Origin of the sequence: Streptomyces sp. NPDC005435, assembly GCF_040703155.1 — a bacterium.
In the GTDB taxonomy this organism is placed as follows: Bacteria; Actinomycetota; Actinomycetes; order Streptomycetales; family Streptomycetaceae; genus Streptomyces.
This window is the reverse complement of the sequence record NZ_JBEXEQ010000007.1, coordinates 1-16,019: the sequence shown is the minus strand read 5'-3', so window position 1 is coordinate 16,019 and position 16,019 is coordinate 1. Positions and strand designations below refer to the sequence as shown.

Annotated in this window: 11 protein-coding genes; 4 read left to right on the top strand and 7 right to left on the bottom strand. The window is 74.3% G+C overall.

Annotation, left to right across the window (positions count from 1 at the left end; genetic code table 11):
* Nucleotides 1-47: 47 nt before the first annotated feature.
* The gene (locus AB0898_RS10560) at nt 48-254 is read right to left on the bottom strand and encodes a hypothetical protein (protein WP_366802491.1); all 207 of its coding nucleotides are present in this window, start codon (nt 252-254) and stop codon (nt 48-50) included.
* Between the two features lie 257 nt (nt 255-511).
* Here AB0898_RS10560 and AB0898_RS10555 point away from each other — a divergent pair, with 257 nt between their 5' ends.
* The gene (locus tag AB0898_RS10555; RefSeq protein ID WP_366802490.1) at nt 512-2,353 is read left to right on the top strand and encodes a glycoside hydrolase family 15 protein; all 1,842 of its coding nucleotides are present in this window, start codon (nt 512-514) and stop codon (nt 2,351-2,353) included.
* On the opposite strand, the gene AB0898_RS10550 is transcribed toward AB0898_RS10555, so the two are convergent.
* A complete protein-coding gene (locus AB0898_RS10550) occupies nt 2,328-2,936 on the bottom strand; it encodes a TetR family transcriptional regulator (protein WP_366802489.1) in 609 nt (202 codons plus the stop codon). The two genes, AB0898_RS10555 and AB0898_RS10550, sit on opposite strands and share 26 nt — an antisense overlap.
* Nucleotides 2,937-2,995: 59 nt before the next feature.
* Between AB0898_RS10550 and AB0898_RS10545 the strand changes: the two genes are divergently transcribed.
* Nucleotides 2,996-3,487: a GNAT family N-acetyltransferase gene (locus AB0898_RS10545; RefSeq protein ID WP_366802488.1), complete on the top strand. Its 492-nt coding sequence runs from the start codon at nt 2,996-2,998 to the stop codon at nt 3,485-3,487.
* Between the two features lie 19 nt (nt 3,488-3,506).
* Here AB0898_RS10545 and AB0898_RS10540 read toward each other — a convergent pair whose 3' ends face one another.
* From AB0898_RS10540 to AB0898_RS10525, 4 genes are all read right to left on the bottom strand, one after another.
* On the bottom strand, nt 3,507-6,254 hold the full coding sequence (locus tag AB0898_RS10540; protein ID WP_366802487.1) for a SpoIIE family protein phosphatase: 2,748 nt from the start codon (nt 6,252-6,254) through the stop codon (nt 3,507-3,509).
* Nucleotides 6,255-6,319: 65 nt separating this feature from the next.
* Nucleotides 6,320-6,661: a DUF1232 domain-containing protein gene (locus AB0898_RS10535; protein ID WP_366802486.1), complete on the bottom strand. Its 342-nt coding sequence runs from the start codon at nt 6,659-6,661 to the stop codon at nt 6,320-6,322.
* 113 nt (nt 6,662-6,774) lie between these two features.
* Nucleotides 6,775-7,980, bottom strand: coding sequence for a hypothetical protein (locus AB0898_RS10530; protein ID WP_366802485.1), 1,206 nt, complete (start codon nt 7,978-7,980; stop codon nt 6,775-6,777).
* 234 nt (nt 7,981-8,214) lie between these two features.
* Nucleotides 8,215-9,579 (bottom strand): FAD-dependent oxidoreductase, encoded by a 1,365-nt coding sequence (locus tag AB0898_RS10525; protein ID WP_366802484.1) that lies wholly within the window; start codon nt 9,577-9,579, stop codon nt 8,215-8,217.
* A gap of 232 nt (nt 9,580-9,811) precedes the next feature.
* Here AB0898_RS10525 and AB0898_RS10520 point away from each other — a divergent pair, with 232 nt between their 5' ends.
* Nucleotides 9,812-10,345 (top strand): SMI1/KNR4 family protein, encoded by a 534-nt coding sequence (locus tag AB0898_RS10520; protein WP_366802483.1) that lies wholly within the window; start codon nt 9,812-9,814, stop codon nt 10,343-10,345.
* A gap of 130 nt (nt 10,346-10,475) precedes the next feature.
* On the opposite strand, the gene AB0898_RS10515 is transcribed toward AB0898_RS10520, so the two are convergent.
* Nucleotides 10,476-13,370: an NlpC/P60 family protein gene (locus AB0898_RS10515; protein ID WP_366802482.1), complete on the bottom strand. Its 2,895-nt coding sequence runs from the start codon at nt 13,368-13,370 to the stop codon at nt 10,476-10,478.
* A gap of 487 nt (nt 13,371-13,857) precedes the next feature.
* Between AB0898_RS10515 and AB0898_RS10510 the strand changes: the two genes are divergently transcribed.
* On the top strand, nt 13,858-15,918 hold the full coding sequence (locus AB0898_RS10510; RefSeq protein WP_366802481.1) for a DUF1996 domain-containing protein: 2,061 nt from the start codon (nt 13,858-13,860) through the stop codon (nt 15,916-15,918).
* The last annotated feature ends 101 nt before the right edge of the window (nt 15,919-16,019 follow it).

Genomic DNA, 16,019 nt, shown 5'->3' with positions numbered 1-16,019 from the left:
TTGCCTTGCGGGGCGCGGGCCGAAGGGGTCCGCGCCCCGCGTCCCGTCTAGGGCAGCAGCTTCTCGACCGCCGCCGAGCCCTCGCTCTCCAGCTTGCGGCGGGCCCACTCCAGGTTCTTCGGCGTGACGTCCCTGCCCGCCGCCATCACCAGGTCCTCCGGCGAGACGTCCCGGGAGGGAGCGGTGTGGAGCAGGGCGTCCGGGGTGCAGTAATCGTCGGACGACCGGGACTCTTCGGATGTTGAGCTCGACATGATGCCTCCTCGTCGGTCCGGATGGGCGCATCCGTGCCGGTGCCCGCAGACGGGGCACCCTCTCACCATTGCCCGCCGGGCCACACCCCGCATCCCGGAAGGTGCCCGGCGGCCGGTGCCGGACCGCCTGCCCGGCCCCGGCGGCCCCCACACATCCCGTCGGCACACATCCCGTCGGCACCCCGGCCCACACCCGCACCCGCACCCGCGCGCCTAAGCTGGAGGCACCCCCGTATCCCCACCGGGAGGCAGCGGCGATGGACGGGACCTCCTTCCAGTACGACATCCCCAGGGGCGGCCTGCGCCACCTGCCCATCGCCGAGCACGGCCTCGTCGGGGACCTGCGCAGCGTCGCCCTGGTCGGCAGCGACGGCACCATCGACTGGTACTGCTGCCCCTCCTTCGACGCCCCCAGCGTCTTCGCCGCCCTGCTCGACCCCGAGCGCGGCGGCCGCTTCGCGCTGGCCGCCGCCGTACCCGCCCGCACGAAGCAGTTCTACTTCCCCGACACCAACGTGCTCATCACCCGCTTCTTCACCGAGGAGGGCGTCGGCGAGGTCCAGGACTTCATGCCGGTCACCGGCGACGACCAGACCGAGCAGACCCGCCACCGGCTGATCCGGCGCGTGGTCTGCGTCCGCGGCACCGTCCCCTTCCGCGTCCTGGTCGCCCCGCGCTTCGGCTACGGCGCCGACCCGCACACCGTCCGCGACGACGAGGGCCGGCTGCTCTTCGAGTCGCCCGAGCTGTCCCTCGCGCTCACCACCACCGTCGCCCTGGAGTGCGACGCCCGCGACGCCCGGGGCGAGTTCAAGCTCGGCGAGGGCGAGACCGCCGTGTTCGCCCTCGACCAGGCGGGCGACGAGATCGCCCCGCGCGGCTGCGCCCACGCCGAGGCCGAGGCCGAGTTCAACGCGACCGTCGCCTACTGGCGCCGCTGGCTCGCCCAGTCCCGCTACCGGGGCCGCTGGCGCGAGATGGTCCACCGCTCCGCCCTCACCCTCAAGCTGCTCACCTACGCCCCCACCGGCGCCATCGTCGCCGCCCCCACCACCAGCCTGCCCGAACAGCTCGGCGGCGAGCGCAACTGGGACTACCGCTACGTCTGGGTCCGCGACGCCGCCTTCGCCGTCTACGCCCTGCTCCGCCTCGGCTTCACCGGCGAGGCCGAGGCGTTCATGCGCTTCCTGACCACCCACATCAGCCCCGGCGACGGCGCGGCGCGCGGCCCGCTCCAGATCATGTACGGCATCGACGGCCGCACCCACCTGCCCGAGCGCGAACTGCCCCACCTGGAGGGCTACCGGGGCTCCGCGCCGGTCCGCGTCGGCAACGCCGCCGCCGGACAGCTCCAGCTCGACATCTACGGCGCCCTGATCGACTCCATCTACCTCTACGACAAGTGGGCCCAGCCCATCTCCAGCGCCCAGTGGGACGACGTGTGCCACCTGGTCGACTGGGTCTGCGACCACTGGGACCAGCCCGACGAGGGCGTGTGGGAGACCCGGGGCGGGCGCAAGAACTTCCTGTACTCCCGGCTGATGTGCTGGGTGGCCATCGAACGCGCCATCCGGCTCGCCAACCGCCGCGGGCTGCCCGCCGACCACCGCCGCTGGCGCCAGGCCCGCGACGCCGTCTACCGCCGCATCATGGACCGGGGCTGGTCGGAGCAGCGCCACGCCTTCGTCCAGCACGAGGCGAGCGACGTCCTGGACGCCTCCGTGCTGATGATGCCGCTCGCCAAGTTCATCGCCCCCACCGACCCCAAGTGGCTCTCCACCCTGGACGTCCTCACCGAGGAACTGGTCTCCGACTCCCTCGTCTACCGCTACGACCCCGGCGCCAGCCCCGACGGCCTGCGCGGCGACGAAGGCACCTTCTCCATCTGCTCGTTCTGGTACGTCGAGGCCCTCGTCCGCGCCGGCCGCCTGGACGAAGCCCGCCTCGCCTTCGAGAAGATGCTCACCTACGCCAACCATCTCGGCCTCTACGCCGAGGAGATCGGCCGCACAGGTGAGCAACAGGGCAATTTCCCGCAGGCGTTCACCCATCTCTCCCTGATCAGCGCGGCTTTCAATCTGGACCGGGCGCTGGGGTGAACCAGCCCTGGAGTGACTCCAGTTGATGGCGGACCGCCGCCGTGACCCGCTCGGTGTCACCCGTCGCCAGCAGGTCAAGGAGGCCGCCCCGCAGCACCGCGAGCACCAGGGTGCGTTCCGCGCGGGCGCCCTCGGAGTCCCGCAGCGCGGCCGGCTGCGCACCCGCGAGCAGCGTCAGCCAGTCCTCGACCGTGGCCCGCGCGAAGCCGCCCCACGGCCCGTCCGGGTCGGTGAGGGAGCGGGCGTAGCTCTCCACCCAGAGGGTCAGCAGACCCCGGTGGGCGTCGTCGGACAGCCATCGCCACAGCTCCAGCGCGACCGGGCGCAGCCCCCGGGGCTCCTCGCGCGCGTCCATGATCCGCCGCAGCGCGGCGAGTTCATCGGCCCGCGCCCGGGCGAGCAGGGCGCGGATCAGCCCGTCCTTGCTGCCGAAGAGGTAGAGCAGCACACGCGGACTGGACCCGATCGCCTCGGCGAGCGGGCGCAGGGACAGTTCGGCGAGGCCGCCGCGCAGCGCGTAGGCGTAGGCGGCCTCCAGCAGTTCCCGGCGGCGGGGCGAGGGGTCTGGCTCGGCGGGGCTCACCGGAGTTAGTCTACTGAAACAGTCGTTTCAGTGGCGCGGAAGGGTACCGGGAGGACGCGATGACGGAGCGTACGGCGGTCGTACGGCCCCTGGACCGGCCCGGCGACCTGGGCTGGGTGGTGCAGGCCCACGGGGAGTTCTACGACCGGGAGTTCGGCTGGGACACCGACTTCGAGGCACTGGTGTGCCGGATCGTCGCGGACTACGCCGACGGCAAGGAACCGGGACCCCAGGCCGCCTGGATCGCGGAGGTGGACGGCCGGCGGGCGGGCTGTGTCTTCTGCGTCCGCGCCGACGACCGCACCGCCAAGCTGCGCCTGCTCCTCGTCGACCCGGCGGCCCGCGGACTCGGCGTCGGCGCCCGGCTGATCGGGGAGTGCCTCGACTTCGCCCGCGAGGCCGGGTACGAGGCGATCACCCTGTGGACCAACGACGTCCTCGGCTCCGCCCGCCGCCTCTACCAGCGGCACGGCTTCGAGCTGACCGCCGAGGACCCCCACCACAGCTTCGGCCACGACCTGACCGGCCAGACCTGGCAGCGCCGCCTCTGAAAGCGCCGGGGGCCGAACGTCACGGCAGGGGCTGTTCCGCCCAGATGATCTTGCCGGTGGGGGTGTAGCGGGTGCCCCAGCGGTCGGCGATCTGGGCCACCAGGAACAGGCCCCGGCCGCCCTCGTCGGTGCTGGCCGCGTAGCGCAGGTGCGGGGAGGTCGTCGTGCCGTCGGAGACTTCGCAGATCAGCGAGCGGGCCAGCAGGAGCCGTACGCCGATGGGGCCGCGTCCGTAGCGGATCGCGTTGGTGACCAGCTCGCTCAGGATCAGCTCCGTGGTGAAGGTCAGCTCGTCCAGGTTCCAGTCCGCGAGCTGCCGGGTCACCTTCGCGCGGATCTCCGAGACCGCCGCCGGATCGGAGGGCACCTCCCACTCGGCCACCCGGTCCTCGCCCAGCACCCGCGTCTCGGCCACGATCAGCGCCACGTCGTCGGCGGGCCGCACCGGCAGCCGGTCGAGCACGACACGGCAGGTCTCCTCCGGCGAGGCGTCCGGCGCGTGGCCGAGCGCGTCGCGCAGCAGGTCGAGGCCCACGTCGATGTCCCGGTCCCGGTCCTCCACCAGACCGTCGGTGTACAGCACCAGCCGGCTGCCCTCCGGCAGCTCCAGCTCCGCCGTCTCGAACGGCAGCCCGCCCAGGCCCAGCGGGGGACCGGCGGGCACGTCCGGGAACTCCACCCGGCCGTCCGGGTAGACCACCGCGGGCGGCAGATGACCGGCGCGCGCGATGGTGCAGCGCCGCGACACCGGGTCGTACACCGCGTACAGACAGGTCGCCCCGGTCACCGCCGCCGCGCCGTCCGCCGGGGTCTCGTCCTGGTCGATCCGGCCCACCAGCTCGTCCAGGAGGCCGAGGAGTTCGTCGGGCGGCAGGTCGAGCGAGGAGAAGTTGTGCACCGCCGTGCGCAGCCGGCCCATCGTCGCCGCCGCGTGCAGCCCGTGCCCGACCACGTCTCCGACGACGAGCGCGACCCGGGCGCCCGGCAGCGGCAGGACGTCGAACCAGTCGCCGCCCACCCCGGACTGCGCGGGCAGATAGCGGTAGGCGATGTCCAGGGCGTCCTGCGCGGGCAGCGAGCGGGGCAGCAGGCTGCGCTGGAGGGTGACCGCCATGCTGTGCTCGCGCGTGTAGCGGCGGGCGTTGTCGATGGACACCGCCGCCCGCGCCACCAGTTCCTCGGCGAGGGTGACGTCCTCGGCGTCGAAGGGCTGCGGCTTCTCCGAGCGCCAGAAGTTGGCCACCCCGAGGATCAGATTGCCGGTCCTGAGCGGCACCGTGATCAGCGAGTGGATGCCGTACTCCACGATCTCGCCGGTGCGCTCGAAGTCCTGCGCGCGCCAGCCCGGCGCCTCCCGCAGGTCGGGCTCCACCACCGACTGCCCCGTGGCCAGGCTGCGGGCCTGCGGCGAGGTCGGCACGAACCGGATGTGCTCGCCCAGCGGATACAGCGGGGCGTCCTTGCGGATGCCGCTGTACGCCGCCCGGCGCAGATCGGTGCCGGGCTTGGGCTCGTCGCCGTTCAGCACCGCCTCGAACAGGTCCACCGTCACGAAGTCCGCGAACCGGGGCACCGCCAGCTCGGCCAGCTCCTGCGCCGTACGGCTCACGTCCAGGCTGGTGCCGATGCCCACCCCGGCGTCGTACAGCATGTTCAGCCGCTCGCGCGCGACCTCCGCCCGGCCGGACAGGGCGCGCAGCTCGGTGGAGTCGCGCAGGGTGGTGACGCTGCCGGGCGGGCCGCCCTCCAGATCGGTGGGGCGCTGGTTGATGGCGACCAGCTTGTCCTTGACCAGGTGCACCTCGTCCGTCGCGACCCGCCCGGAGGCGAGGAGACCGGCCGTCTCGTCGTCCAGGCCCAGATCGAGGACGCTGCGCATCTCGGCGTCGTCGGGCAGGTCGAGGAGGCGGTGCGCCTCGTCGTTGGCGAGCAGCAGCTGTCCGTCGCCGCCGACGATCAGCACGCCCTCCCGGACGGCGTGCAGCACCGCGTCGTGGTGCTCGTACATCCGGGTCATCTCGTAGGGGCCGAGCCCGTGCGTCTGGCGCAGCAGCCGCCTGCTGACCAGCGCGGTGCCCGCCGTGGCCAGCGCGAGGGCCGCCGCGGCCGCCGCGAGCAGCAGCGGTACCTGCTGGTCGGCCGCCCCGCCGACGTGCGCGGTGGTGATCCCCGCGGACACCAGCCCGACGACCTTGCCGCCCGCGTCCCGCACCGGCACCACGACCTGCACCAGCGGGCCTATCGTCCCGTTCAGGTGCTCGACGACCGTGCCGCCGTGCAGCGCGGGCCCGATGGTGCCGACGAACTTCTTGCCGATGCGGTCCGGGTTGGGATGCGTGTAGCGGATGCCGGCGGTGTTCATGACGACGATGAAGTCCACGTTGGACGCCTTGCGGGCCGCCTCCGCGCTGGGCTGGAGGACCGCCGTCGGGTCCGGGGCGCGCAGCGCCGTCGCCGTGCCGGGCGCGTTGGCGAACGTACCGGCGGCGGCCAGCGAGCGGTTGCGCGCCTCCAGATCGCTGTCGTGCCGCACCTGGAGCACCTGTGCCACCACGGCCGCGACGACCAGCAGCAGCACGATCACCACCTGGAGGATGAACACCTGCCCCGCGACACTGCGCGCGGACAGCGCCGCCCGCAGCACGCCGGGGGCGGAGCCGGAGCCGCTGCCGGCCGTACCGTCCGGCCGGTGCGCGCCGAAGGGCGCGCGCGGATGCCCGAACGAACGGGGCGTCCGCGTGTCGGGCCGGCCGGGCAGTCGCACCATGTGCCCATGTCTACACTGCCCGGCCTCATCAGGCGAGACCGTCACAGCCGGTGGCGGACGGCGCACTACGAGGACCGCCGCGCCGGGCCATCCGGACGCCCCCGCTTCGCCCCGGTGGCGGGAGCCCGTACGGGTTCCTCCGTAAGGGGGCGCGGGGGCCGCATCGAGCGCAGGGCGAGAAGCAGCACGCCGATGTCGTCCAGATAGACGGGATCGGGCAGCAGGTCCGTCGGCAGCAGGAGATAGACGACCGCGCCCCAGAACACCCAGCGCGGCCCGGTGGGCAGCCCGGCCCGGCGCAGCCCGCGCCGGGCCCGCACCAGCCGCACCAGCAGCGCGACCGCGACGCCCAGCACCCCGGCCGCCACGACGGCGCCCACCAGCAACAGGACCGTGGTGGAATCCATGCGGTCTCCCCTCCCTCTTCGCCCCGCTTCCGCCCCGGGCCCTCGCGCCGGGCCCGGGACCGTACGTCTTCCCTCTGCCCGCCGTACGGCGCCCTACGGCACCGTCGGCCCGCTCACTCCGTCCGGCCGCCCCCGTCGTCGGCCGCCTTGTCCGCCGCCGTGTCCGGTGCCGCCGCGGGTGCCTCGGGCGCCGGCTCCGGCTTCGGGCCCTTCGGGATGAACCTCAGCCGCTCGAAGGTGCGCGTGAGCTGCTGCAGCGGTGAGCCGGTCCGGGCGTCGGCCCGCTGCTGCTGGGGCAGCGCGGCGGGCGCCAGCTCGCGGTAGGCGGCCAGCGCCTCGTGGGCCTCCTCGGCGGCCTGCCGGTACAGATCCCGCGACTTGGTCATCGCCTCCAGCGCCTCGGCGTACCGTGTGACCCGCTGCCGCTCGCGCTCCAGCTCCTCCTGGAGCGTCATCAGCGTCCAGTGGTCCCGGAGCTCGCCCAGCGCCTCGCCGAGATGGCGGGGCAGCGGGCGTTCGAGTGCCACGAACCGCCGCAGCGCCGCGACGAGTTCGGTGGGCTCGGAGCCGTCCAGGAACACGCTGCGCACGCTGAAGTCGCCGCTGTCGTAGTCCTTCGGCGCCGGGTCGGGCGGCAGCAGCACGGCACCGCCGCGCGGCACCTCGACCCCGAGGTCCTTCAGGGCCCAGTTGACCCCGCGGAACTGCTGCGGGCTCGCCCGGTGCTCCACGACGCGATGGCGCAGGCCCGGCGGGAGCAGTCCGGCCAGCGGCAGGCGGCCGCGCTCGTCGGGGGTCATCGCCTCGTGCACGACCAGGTTGACGCACCAGGCGTCCTTGGCCGCGTCCCGCAGCCTGCGCCGCATCTCCTTGTCGTCCGCCGGAAGCGGGTTGACCTGCCGGAAACGCAGGCCGGGGACGGCGGGGTGGTGGTCCCAGCCGCTGTCCTGCGGGGCGCCGCCCTCGGGCCAGAACAGGGTGGCGGGCGAGGGCCACGACTCGTCCCACGGCCGCTCCGCCTCCGCTACCAGCCGCCACTCGCAGCCCTCCGGGCGTCCCGTACGGGGCAGAAGGGTCAGCCGGGCCCGTACGGTGACGGCGCCCCCGGCCCGCCAGCGGGCCTCGAAGACATGCCGCCCGGACTCGCCGTCCCCTTCCACGGGCACGGCCGGTTCGGCGAAGTCGTCTATGTCCCCGCTCTCCGTGCGCCGCCGCAGGGTGCGGCGCACGACCTCCTCGGGGGCGGGGCCGGTGTGACGGCCCCGCGCCGCCCAGAGGGTCCGGGGGACGGTGTCGCGGTCGGTGGCGGAGTTCGACATGGGCCAATTCTGCTGATGGAGGCGGGTGCGTCCTCCAGTATCACCGTTCGGGTGCGCCGCGCGGCGGCCGGTCCCCCCGGCGGCGCGTCGCCCGTCCGGACGCCGCCCGCCCCTCCCACATGGGGGAACGCGCCACGGCGCGCCGAGACCCCTGCGGGACGGGTGCGGTCCCGTAGGGGTCTCGGTCTTCAGTTCGTACGGCACCGGGCGTACGGGCCCGGTCCCCTACGGGACTTACGCGCCGGACTCGCGGAGCATGTCCTCGCGCTCGACGAGCTTCACGCGCGCGCGGCCCTGGGGCTCACCGAGGGCGCGCTCGGCGGCGTCCAGCTTGTACCAGCCCTCCCAGGTGGTGAAGCGGACGTTCCGCTCGGCCAGGAACGCCTCCACGGCCTCCGGCTCGGGCGTGGCCGGGGTCTGCAGACGGCCATTGGCGTGGTCGTCCAGCAGGTTGGCGACCGTCTCGTTGGCGTCGCCCTTGGTGTGGCCGATCAGGCCGACCGGGCCGCGCCGGATCCAGCCGGTGACGTACGTGGACGTCAGGTGGCCGCCGCTCTCCTCGATGACCCGGCCGCCCGCGTCCGGGACGGTGCCCGTCTCCAGGTCCCAGGGCAGCTTGGGCAGCTTCTCGGAGAGGTAGCCGACCGCGCGGTAGACCGCGGTGACGTCCCAGTCCTTGAACTCGCCGGTGCCCTTGACGTTGCCGGTGCCGTCGAGGGCGGTGCGCTCGGTGCGCAGGCCCACGACCTTGCCGTCCTCGCCGAGGATCTCCGCCGGGGACTCGAAGAAGTGCAGGAAGAGCTTGTGCGGGCGGTCGCCGACGTCGCGGATCGCCCAGTTCTCCAGGGTCTTGGCGACCATGTCGGCCTGCTTGTTGCCGCGCCGGGTCTCGATGGAGCCCGCGTCGTAGTCGATGTCCTCGGGGTCGACGATGACCTCGATGTTCGGGGAGTGGTCCAGCTCGCGCAGCTCCATCGGGCTGAACTTCGCCTGCGCCGGGCCGCGGCGGCCGAAGACGTGGACCTCCAGGGCCTTGTTGGCCTTCAGACCGTCGTAGACGTTCTGCGGGATCTCCGTCGGCAGCAGCTCGTCCGCGGTCTTGGCGAGGATGCGGGCGACGTCCAGGGCCACGTTGCCGACGCCCAGGACGGCGACCTTCTCGGCCTCCAGCGGCCAGGTGCGCGGCACGTCCGGGTGACCGTCGTACCAGGACACGAAGTCGGCCGCGCCGTAGGAGCCGTCCAGGTCGATGCCGGGGACCGACATCTCGCGGTCGGCCATCGCGCCGGTGGAGAAGATCACCGCGTCGTAGAAGGCGCGCAGGTCGTCCAGGCTGAGGTCGGTGGGGTAGTCGACGTTGCCGAAGAGGCGGATCTGCGGCTTGTCGAGCACCTGGTGCAGGGCCGTGATGATGCCCTTGATACGCGGGTGGTCGGGGGCGACGCCGTACCGGATCAGGCCGAACGGGGCGGGCATCCGCTCGAAGATGTCGATGGACACGCCGGGGTCGGCGGCCGTCTCGGACTTCAGCAGGGCGTCGGCGGCGTAGATCCCGGCGGGGCCGGCTCCGACGATGGCTACCCGCAGGGGGCGCGGCATGATCAGGTTCCCTTCGAGCGTGGACAGGCGACTCGATCAGGAAGCCTAAGCTAAGGCAGCCCTAAGTTAGTACGCGGGTCCGTTCTATGGACACATAAGCTTGACTTATGGGTCGATAGGTCGGGTTATCGCATGAGATGGGGGCTGTGCGCGGGGAATGGTCCTGCGGGGGGTGGTCCGGCGGGGTGGGGGTGCCGCGTGCGGGCGGTCCGGTGGTCACTAACCTGCCGGCGTGACTTCTGACGACGGCCGGCGGTTCCCGGCCCCGCTCGCCGCCGCGTTCGCCGTTCCCTTCGGGTACGACGACGGCCGGGGGATCGACTTCGAGCCCTTCCCGGCCTTCCTGAGCGCCGAGGACACCACCGACTGGCTACGGGCCTGGACCGGCGACCCGGAGCTGAACGGCGACGCCTTCCGGGTGTTCGGCCAGGACGGCTCGGGCGGCTGCGCGGCCTTCTGGCTGGTCCGCCCCGGCCAGGGCCTCGCCGGGCAGCCCGTCGTCTTCCTCGGCTCCGAGGGCGAGATTGGGGTCGTCGCCCGCGACCTCGACGACTTCCTGTGGCTGCTCGCCGGCGGCGTCGGCCCCTGGGAGGCCGCCACCGCTCACGAGCCCGGCCGGACGCCCCGGCCCGACGAGGCGCGCACGGCCGTCGCGCGGCGGTTCGCCCCGCAGCGGGAGCGGCCGGCCGCGGCCGTGATCGAGCGGGCGGCCCGGGAGTTCCCGGACTTCGACGACACGATCATGGGACTCTGTGGGGGGTCGTGACGCGGCGGGCGGGGCGGTTGGCGCTCCGCTTGCCGTGACGGGCGGCCGTGGACGGGCGACCGCGGGTGAGTGACTGCGGACGGGTGACCGCAGGTGGGCGACTGCGGGCGGCCGACCGTGGGTGGCGGGCTCAGGCGGGGCGGATCACGCGGTGGATCGCGGCCTCGCCCGCGCCGTAGACCGACTCCTCGCGGATGAGGGCGCCGGGGCCCGGGGCGTGGATCATCGTGCCGTTGCCGACGTACAGGCCCACGTGCCGGTCGTCCTCGAAGAAGAGCACGAGGTCACCGGGCTGGATCGCGGCCGGGTTCACCGGGCTGCCCCCGAGCGCCTGCTCCGCCGCCGTACGCGGCAGTACGACACCGGCCGCGCGCCACGCGCCCTGCGTGAGGCTGGAGCAGTCGTACGAGTCCGGCCCGGTCGCCCCCCAGACACACGGCTTCCCGAGCTGCGCCCGCGCGAACTCGATGGCCTTGGCGGCACGGACGGCATGCGCGGACTCGCCGGCGGCGGGGGTGGCGGGAGCGGCCGTGGGGAAGGCGTTGGCGGTCTGGGCGGGCGGGGGAGTGGGGGCGGGGGTCTGGGGCGGAGCGGTCGGGGCGGGCGGGACGGACGGGGCGGCCGGGGGCTGCTGGGGGTAGGCAGGGGGTGCGGCGGCTGCCGGGGGCATGGTGGGGGCGGGGGCCGGCTGGGGCTGGGGTGCGGTTTGGGGGGCGGGGGCGGCCTGGGTGGCGGTGGCTTGCGCGGCCGGGAAGGTGAACGAGCCCGTCTGGAACGCGGCGGCGGGGTACGGGCCGGTGGGTGCGGGGGCCGGCTGCGGCGTCGCCGCGCCGGCCATGGGCATCGCGCCCGGGTTCGCCGCCTGGTACGCGCCCGTGGCTCCTGCCTGGGGTGTCCCCGGGGCGGCGGTGGGGAAGGCGCCCGTGCTCGCGGCCTGCGCCGCGCCCGCGCCGGGGGTCGGGAACTGGCCCGTGGCTCCGGCCTGGAGCAGCTGCGGGTCAACCGCGGCTGCGACGGCGGCACTCACCGCCTGCGAGGCGGCGCCCCCGGCCGCCGGGAACATGCCGGTACCGCCCTGCGGGGGGAGCCCCGGGGCAGCGCCGGGGAAAGCCTCCGCGCCGGCGGCCTGCGCCGAGCCGTTGGCCGCTGTCGGGTACGCGCCGGTGTCGGTCTGCTGGGGCATCGCGGCGGCGACTCCGGGGAACGACCCGGTGTTTCCCGCCGGGGGAGCGGTGGGACCGGCCGAGGGGAAGGTGCCCGTGCCCGCCGTCTGCATCGAGCCGGTGTCGGCCGCCGGGTACGCCCCGGCGCCGCCCTGCTGGGGAGCGGTGGCACCAACTCCGGACAGAATCCCGGCACTTGCGGCCTGCATCGGGCCGGTGTCGGCCGTCGGGTAGACGGGCCAGGTGCTGCCCTGCTGCGGGGCGGTGGTCCCCGCTCCGGGGAAAGTGCCGGTGGCTGCGGCCTGCATCGCGCCGGTGTCCGCTGCCGGGTACGCCCCGGTGCCGCCCTGCTGGGCTGCGGTGGCGTCAACTCCCGGGAAGGTTCCGGTGTTCGCCGTCTGCATCGGGCCGGGGTCCGCCGCCGGGTACGCACCCGTGCCGCCCTGCTGAGGCGTGGTGGCGTCAACTCCCGGGAAAGCTGCGGTGTTTGCCGACTGCATCGGGCCGGGGTCCGCCGCCGGGTACGCACCCGTGCCGCCCTGCTGAGGCGCGGCGGCGCCAACGCCCGGGAGAGCCTCGGCGTTTGCGGCCTGCGTCAGGCCGGCGTCGGCCACCGGGTACGCCCCGGTGCCGCCCTGCTGGGGCATCGCGGCGGCGACTCCCGGGAACGTACCCGTGTTTCCCGCCTGAGCCATCGACGGATCGACGAACGGGAACGCGCCCGTGCCGCCCGCCTGGAGCATCCCCGGGTCGACCGCCGGGAAGCCGCCCGTGCTCGCCGCCTGGTACGCGCCCGTGTCCGCGACCGGGAACGCGCCCGTGGCTCCGGCGGGAGCCGCGGGCGACGACGCCTCCGGCGCCGGGGCGTAGTACGCGAGCGAGCCCGTGTCCGTCACCGCGTCCGGGATGGCCGCGTACGCCGCGTAGGCACCGGCGTCGATGCCGGGCGCGGGAGGCGCGGCGGACCACTGCTGCGGCTGCTGCCACTGCCCCGTGACCTGCGACTGGCCCCCGGTCTGTGACGGACCCCCGGCCTGCGACGGACCCCCAGCCTGAGGCTGAGCCACGGACTGGGCCTGGCCCTGCGGCTGGGCGGGCTGAGCCGTGGGCTGCGCGGGCCGCCCCGAGGTGGCCGTCGGCGGTACGGGGTGCCGGGTGAGGAGCTGATTGGCGGAGGCCAGCTTGTCCTGGTACTCGGACTTGGCCTCGGTGCCGGGCGGCGTGGCGGGCAGCCCGCCGGCCGCGCGCACCGCGGCCTCCTGGGCGACCGCCGGGGCGGGCCCGGCGGGCGGCGCGGCGAGCGCGGCACCGGCGGGCGCGCCGTACCCCATCGGCTCCGGCGGCCCCGCCGTCATGGCCGGCAACGGAATCAGACCGCTCGTCTCGGTCATGCCGGGACCGGCGAACCCCGCAGGCAACGCGCCCTGTACAGGAGGGAGTTGGGCGGGCGGCAGCTGGGCGGGGGCCGGTCCGGCCTCCAGGGCCGCCGGGGGCCGCGCGCCCGGCAGCTCCGCCGGACGCTCCGCGGAGGGCCCGGCGCCGAGCGCGGGCTGGGAGGGGGCGGTGAGTCCGGCGGCGTAGTCGGGGCGGGGGCCCGAGGCGATCTCCGGCATCCGGTCCGGCGGCAGCGCGGCCGGAACCGTCGGGCCCAGCTTGGCGCGGGCCACGTCGAACCACTGCTGGGCGAGGGCGTCGAGGGCCGGGTCGGAACCGCCGCCGCGCTGCTTGGCCAGCGGCACCCCCCGCTTACGGGTGGCCGCCGCCATCGCGCGGGTCGCGTTGAAGTTGCCGGTGTCGTTCTCGGCCCGGGCGTAGAGGGAGTCGATCCGCTGCCGCACCTCTTCGGGATTCTCCGATGCCATGCGAGACGCGCTCCTTCCTCGCCCCGCGGGGCAATCGGGCCGGCGCGCCCGCGAGTCGGTCGAAACCCCCGCTCCGGGCGCCGCGGAGGGCTCACGGGGTGGGGAGCCGGGCGGCCTTGCCGTCAACCTAACCAACTTGTGTCACTCGTGTGAAGGTCGTCGGGTGGAATGTCCGATACGTATTTGTGATGTTCACGGCAGTGTTCGAACGGGAAAGGGGGTGTCCCCCCGGCCCACCTCCGGCGCACGACGGCCGGAAGGCGCCGCCTCGCAGCTCATCACGCGTCATGTGGCCGTTTTTTCTTATGAGTTCGGCCTGAATCCCGGGTCCCGTTGAACACATCCGCATCGCCCCGCGTATGGGGTCCGGGGCGCTTCCCGCCCCGGACCGAGCACGCCCCGACCGACCACGACACGCAGGGGAACGACCTTGGAACCCAACAGGCGCAGACGCCCGACCGGCGCACGACGCGTGACCTTCGCCGCCATGGCACTGATGCTCGGCGGCGGTGGCCTCGTCGCGGCGAACGTCTACGCCTCGGCCTCCGAAGGCGGCTGGGGCGGGCAGGGCCCGGAGGCGACGGGACAGGTCAAGGCCGCCGGCATGGCCACGATCGACTGCCCCGACGTGGGCACCCAGCTGACGAACGTGCCGGAGGCGGCCCGCGCCGACGTGGACCGCGAACTCGCCGCGCTGGACCAGCAGATCGCCGCCGCCTACCAGCAACTCCAGCAGTCGGCACCGGAGATACGGCAGGACCCGGCCGCCGCCGACGGCCCGATCATGAACCCGCTGAAGGACAAGCGGAAGGCCACCCTGGACCGCGTGGCCGACGCCATCGGCCGGGCCGGGAACCGCCCCGAGGGCCTCGACGCGCTCGCCGCCTGCACCCTGCGCCCCGCCGAGAGCGCCCCGGGCGACAGCGCGTCGGCCGAGAGCACGCCCCCCGCCGCCACCCAGGCCCCCGTCGGCGACGGCCAGGCCCCCGCCCCGGGCCAGGGCGGCAACGGACCCGTCGCGGCGGACTACGCCGACATCAAGTCCGTACAGCCCAACGTGCCGAATCCGGCGAAGGGTTCGGACGCCTCCACCGGCACCTTCACCTCCGAGTGCGGTGTCAACGAGAACGGCCTGCGCAACTCCGACAACGTCATCGTGGCCCCCGGCGTCTCCAACGGCGCCCACCACTTCCACGACTATGTCGGCAACCAGTCCAACACCGCCTTCGCCAGCGACGACGACCTCGCCAAGGCCGACACCTCCTGCGTCGACAAGGGCGACAAGTCCACGTACTACTGGCCGGTGCTGCGCCTGCAGAACGGCGCGCAGGAGAAGGACGCGGGCGCCCCGGGCGGCGGTACCGAGGGCAACGCGGGCCAGATCGTCACGCCCAAGCAGGTCACCATCAGCTTCGAGGGCAACCCGCGCGGCAAGGTCACCGCGATGCCGAGGCTGCTGCGCATCATCACCGGTGACGCCAAGTCCTTCGTCAACGGCCCCGCCAACGCCAACGCGTCCTGGAGCTGCACCGGGTTCGAGGACCGGCAGCTGAAGGACAAGTACCCGCTCTGCCCGTCCGGTTCGGACGTGGTGCGCACCTTCCGCTTCCAGAGCTGCTGGGACGGCCGCAACACCGACAGCGCCAACCACCGTACGCACGTGGCCTTCGAGGGCCAGGACGGCGCCTGCCCCCAGGGCTTCGAGCCCATCCCGCAGCTGGTGCAGCGCATCGTCTACGACGTGGACGCGCCGAGCCTGAACGACGACGGGAAGACGGTGCCGCTGTTCGCGGTGGACTCCTTCCCCGAGCAGCAGCACAAGCCCGTCACCGACCACGGCGACTTCATCAACGTCTTCGACGAGGGCCTGATGGGCCAGATGGTCGACTGCATCAACTCCGGCCGTACGTGCGGCCCGCGCGGTGACGACGGCGGCGACAAGGGCGGCGACGACGGCAACGGCGGCGGCACCGGCGGCGACAACGGCGGCGCGACGGCGAACCCGGGTGGCGACGGCAAGGGCGGCGACCAGGGCGACGGCGGCAGCGGCGACGGCAAGAACGGCGACGACCAGGGCACCGCCGCTCCGTCCGAGGGCGGCGAGCCCGGCGCCACCGCCACCGCGACCAGCCCCGCGGAGCTGCCGAGGACCGACGCGACCGTCACCCCGGCCGGGGGCACCAAGCACAACGGCCACGGCAAGGGCGGCAAGCAGGACGAGCCCGGCAGGACCGCCGAGCCGGCCGAGACGGCCAAGCCGGCCCAGGCCCCGAAGTCGGACCGCACCACCGCCCCCGCGGGCCGGGCCACCGAGACCGCCGGAGCCACCGAGACCCCCGGTGCCGCCCCCTCCGTCTCGGCCACCGACAGCACGGGCGCGGCCGCCGTTCCGCAGACCACGCCTCCGCCCGCCACCGGCACCGAGCCCCAGACGTCCGGCGGCAGCCTCGCGGAGACCGGCGCCCAGCTCTGGCCCGCCGCGATCGGCATCCTGCTGGCGGCGTCCGGCCTGGTGATGTTCCTGCGGGCCCGGCGCCTGCGCTACTGACCGGGAGCGGACAGCCGTAGCGACAGGGCGGCGGCGGTGCCGGGGCCGGCCCGCCCCGGCTGCGGGTCGCCAGCGCCGCGGCCACGGCGACCGCCACCGCT

Excerpts from the sequence above, each read along its gene's own strand:
- AB0898_RS10530 (WP_366802485.1), bottom strand. The coding sequence starts at position 7,980 with ATGTCGAACTCCGCCACCGACCGCGACACCGTCCCCCGGACCCTCTGG.
- AB0898_RS10510 (WP_366802481.1), top strand. The coding sequence starts at position 13,858 with ATGGCACTGATGCTCGGCGGCGGTGGCCTCGTCGCGGCGAACGTCTAC.
- AB0898_RS10540 (WP_366802487.1), bottom strand. The coding sequence starts at position 6,254 with ATGGTGCGACTGCCCGGCCGGCCCGACACGCGGACGCCCCGTTCGTTC.
- AB0898_RS10515 (WP_366802482.1), bottom strand. The coding sequence starts at position 13,370 with ATGGCATCGGAGAATCCCGAAGAGGTGCGGCAGCGGATCGACTCCCTC.
- AB0898_RS10560 (WP_366802491.1), bottom strand. The coding sequence starts at position 254 with ATGTCGAGCTCAACATCCGAAGAGTCCCGGTCGTCCGACGATTACTGC.
- AB0898_RS10555 (WP_366802490.1), top strand. The coding sequence starts at position 512 with ATGGACGGGACCTCCTTCCAGTACGACATCCCCAGGGGCGGCCTGCGC.
- AB0898_RS10525 (WP_366802484.1), bottom strand. The coding sequence starts at position 9,579 with ATGCCGCGCCCCCTGCGGGTAGCCATCGTCGGAGCCGGCCCCGCCGGG.
- AB0898_RS10545 (WP_366802488.1), top strand. The coding sequence starts at position 2,996 with ATGACGGAGCGTACGGCGGTCGTACGGCCCCTGGACCGGCCCGGCGAC.
- AB0898_RS10535 (WP_366802486.1), bottom strand. The coding sequence starts at position 6,661 with ATGGATTCCACCACGGTCCTGTTGCTGGTGGGCGCCGTCGTGGCGGCC.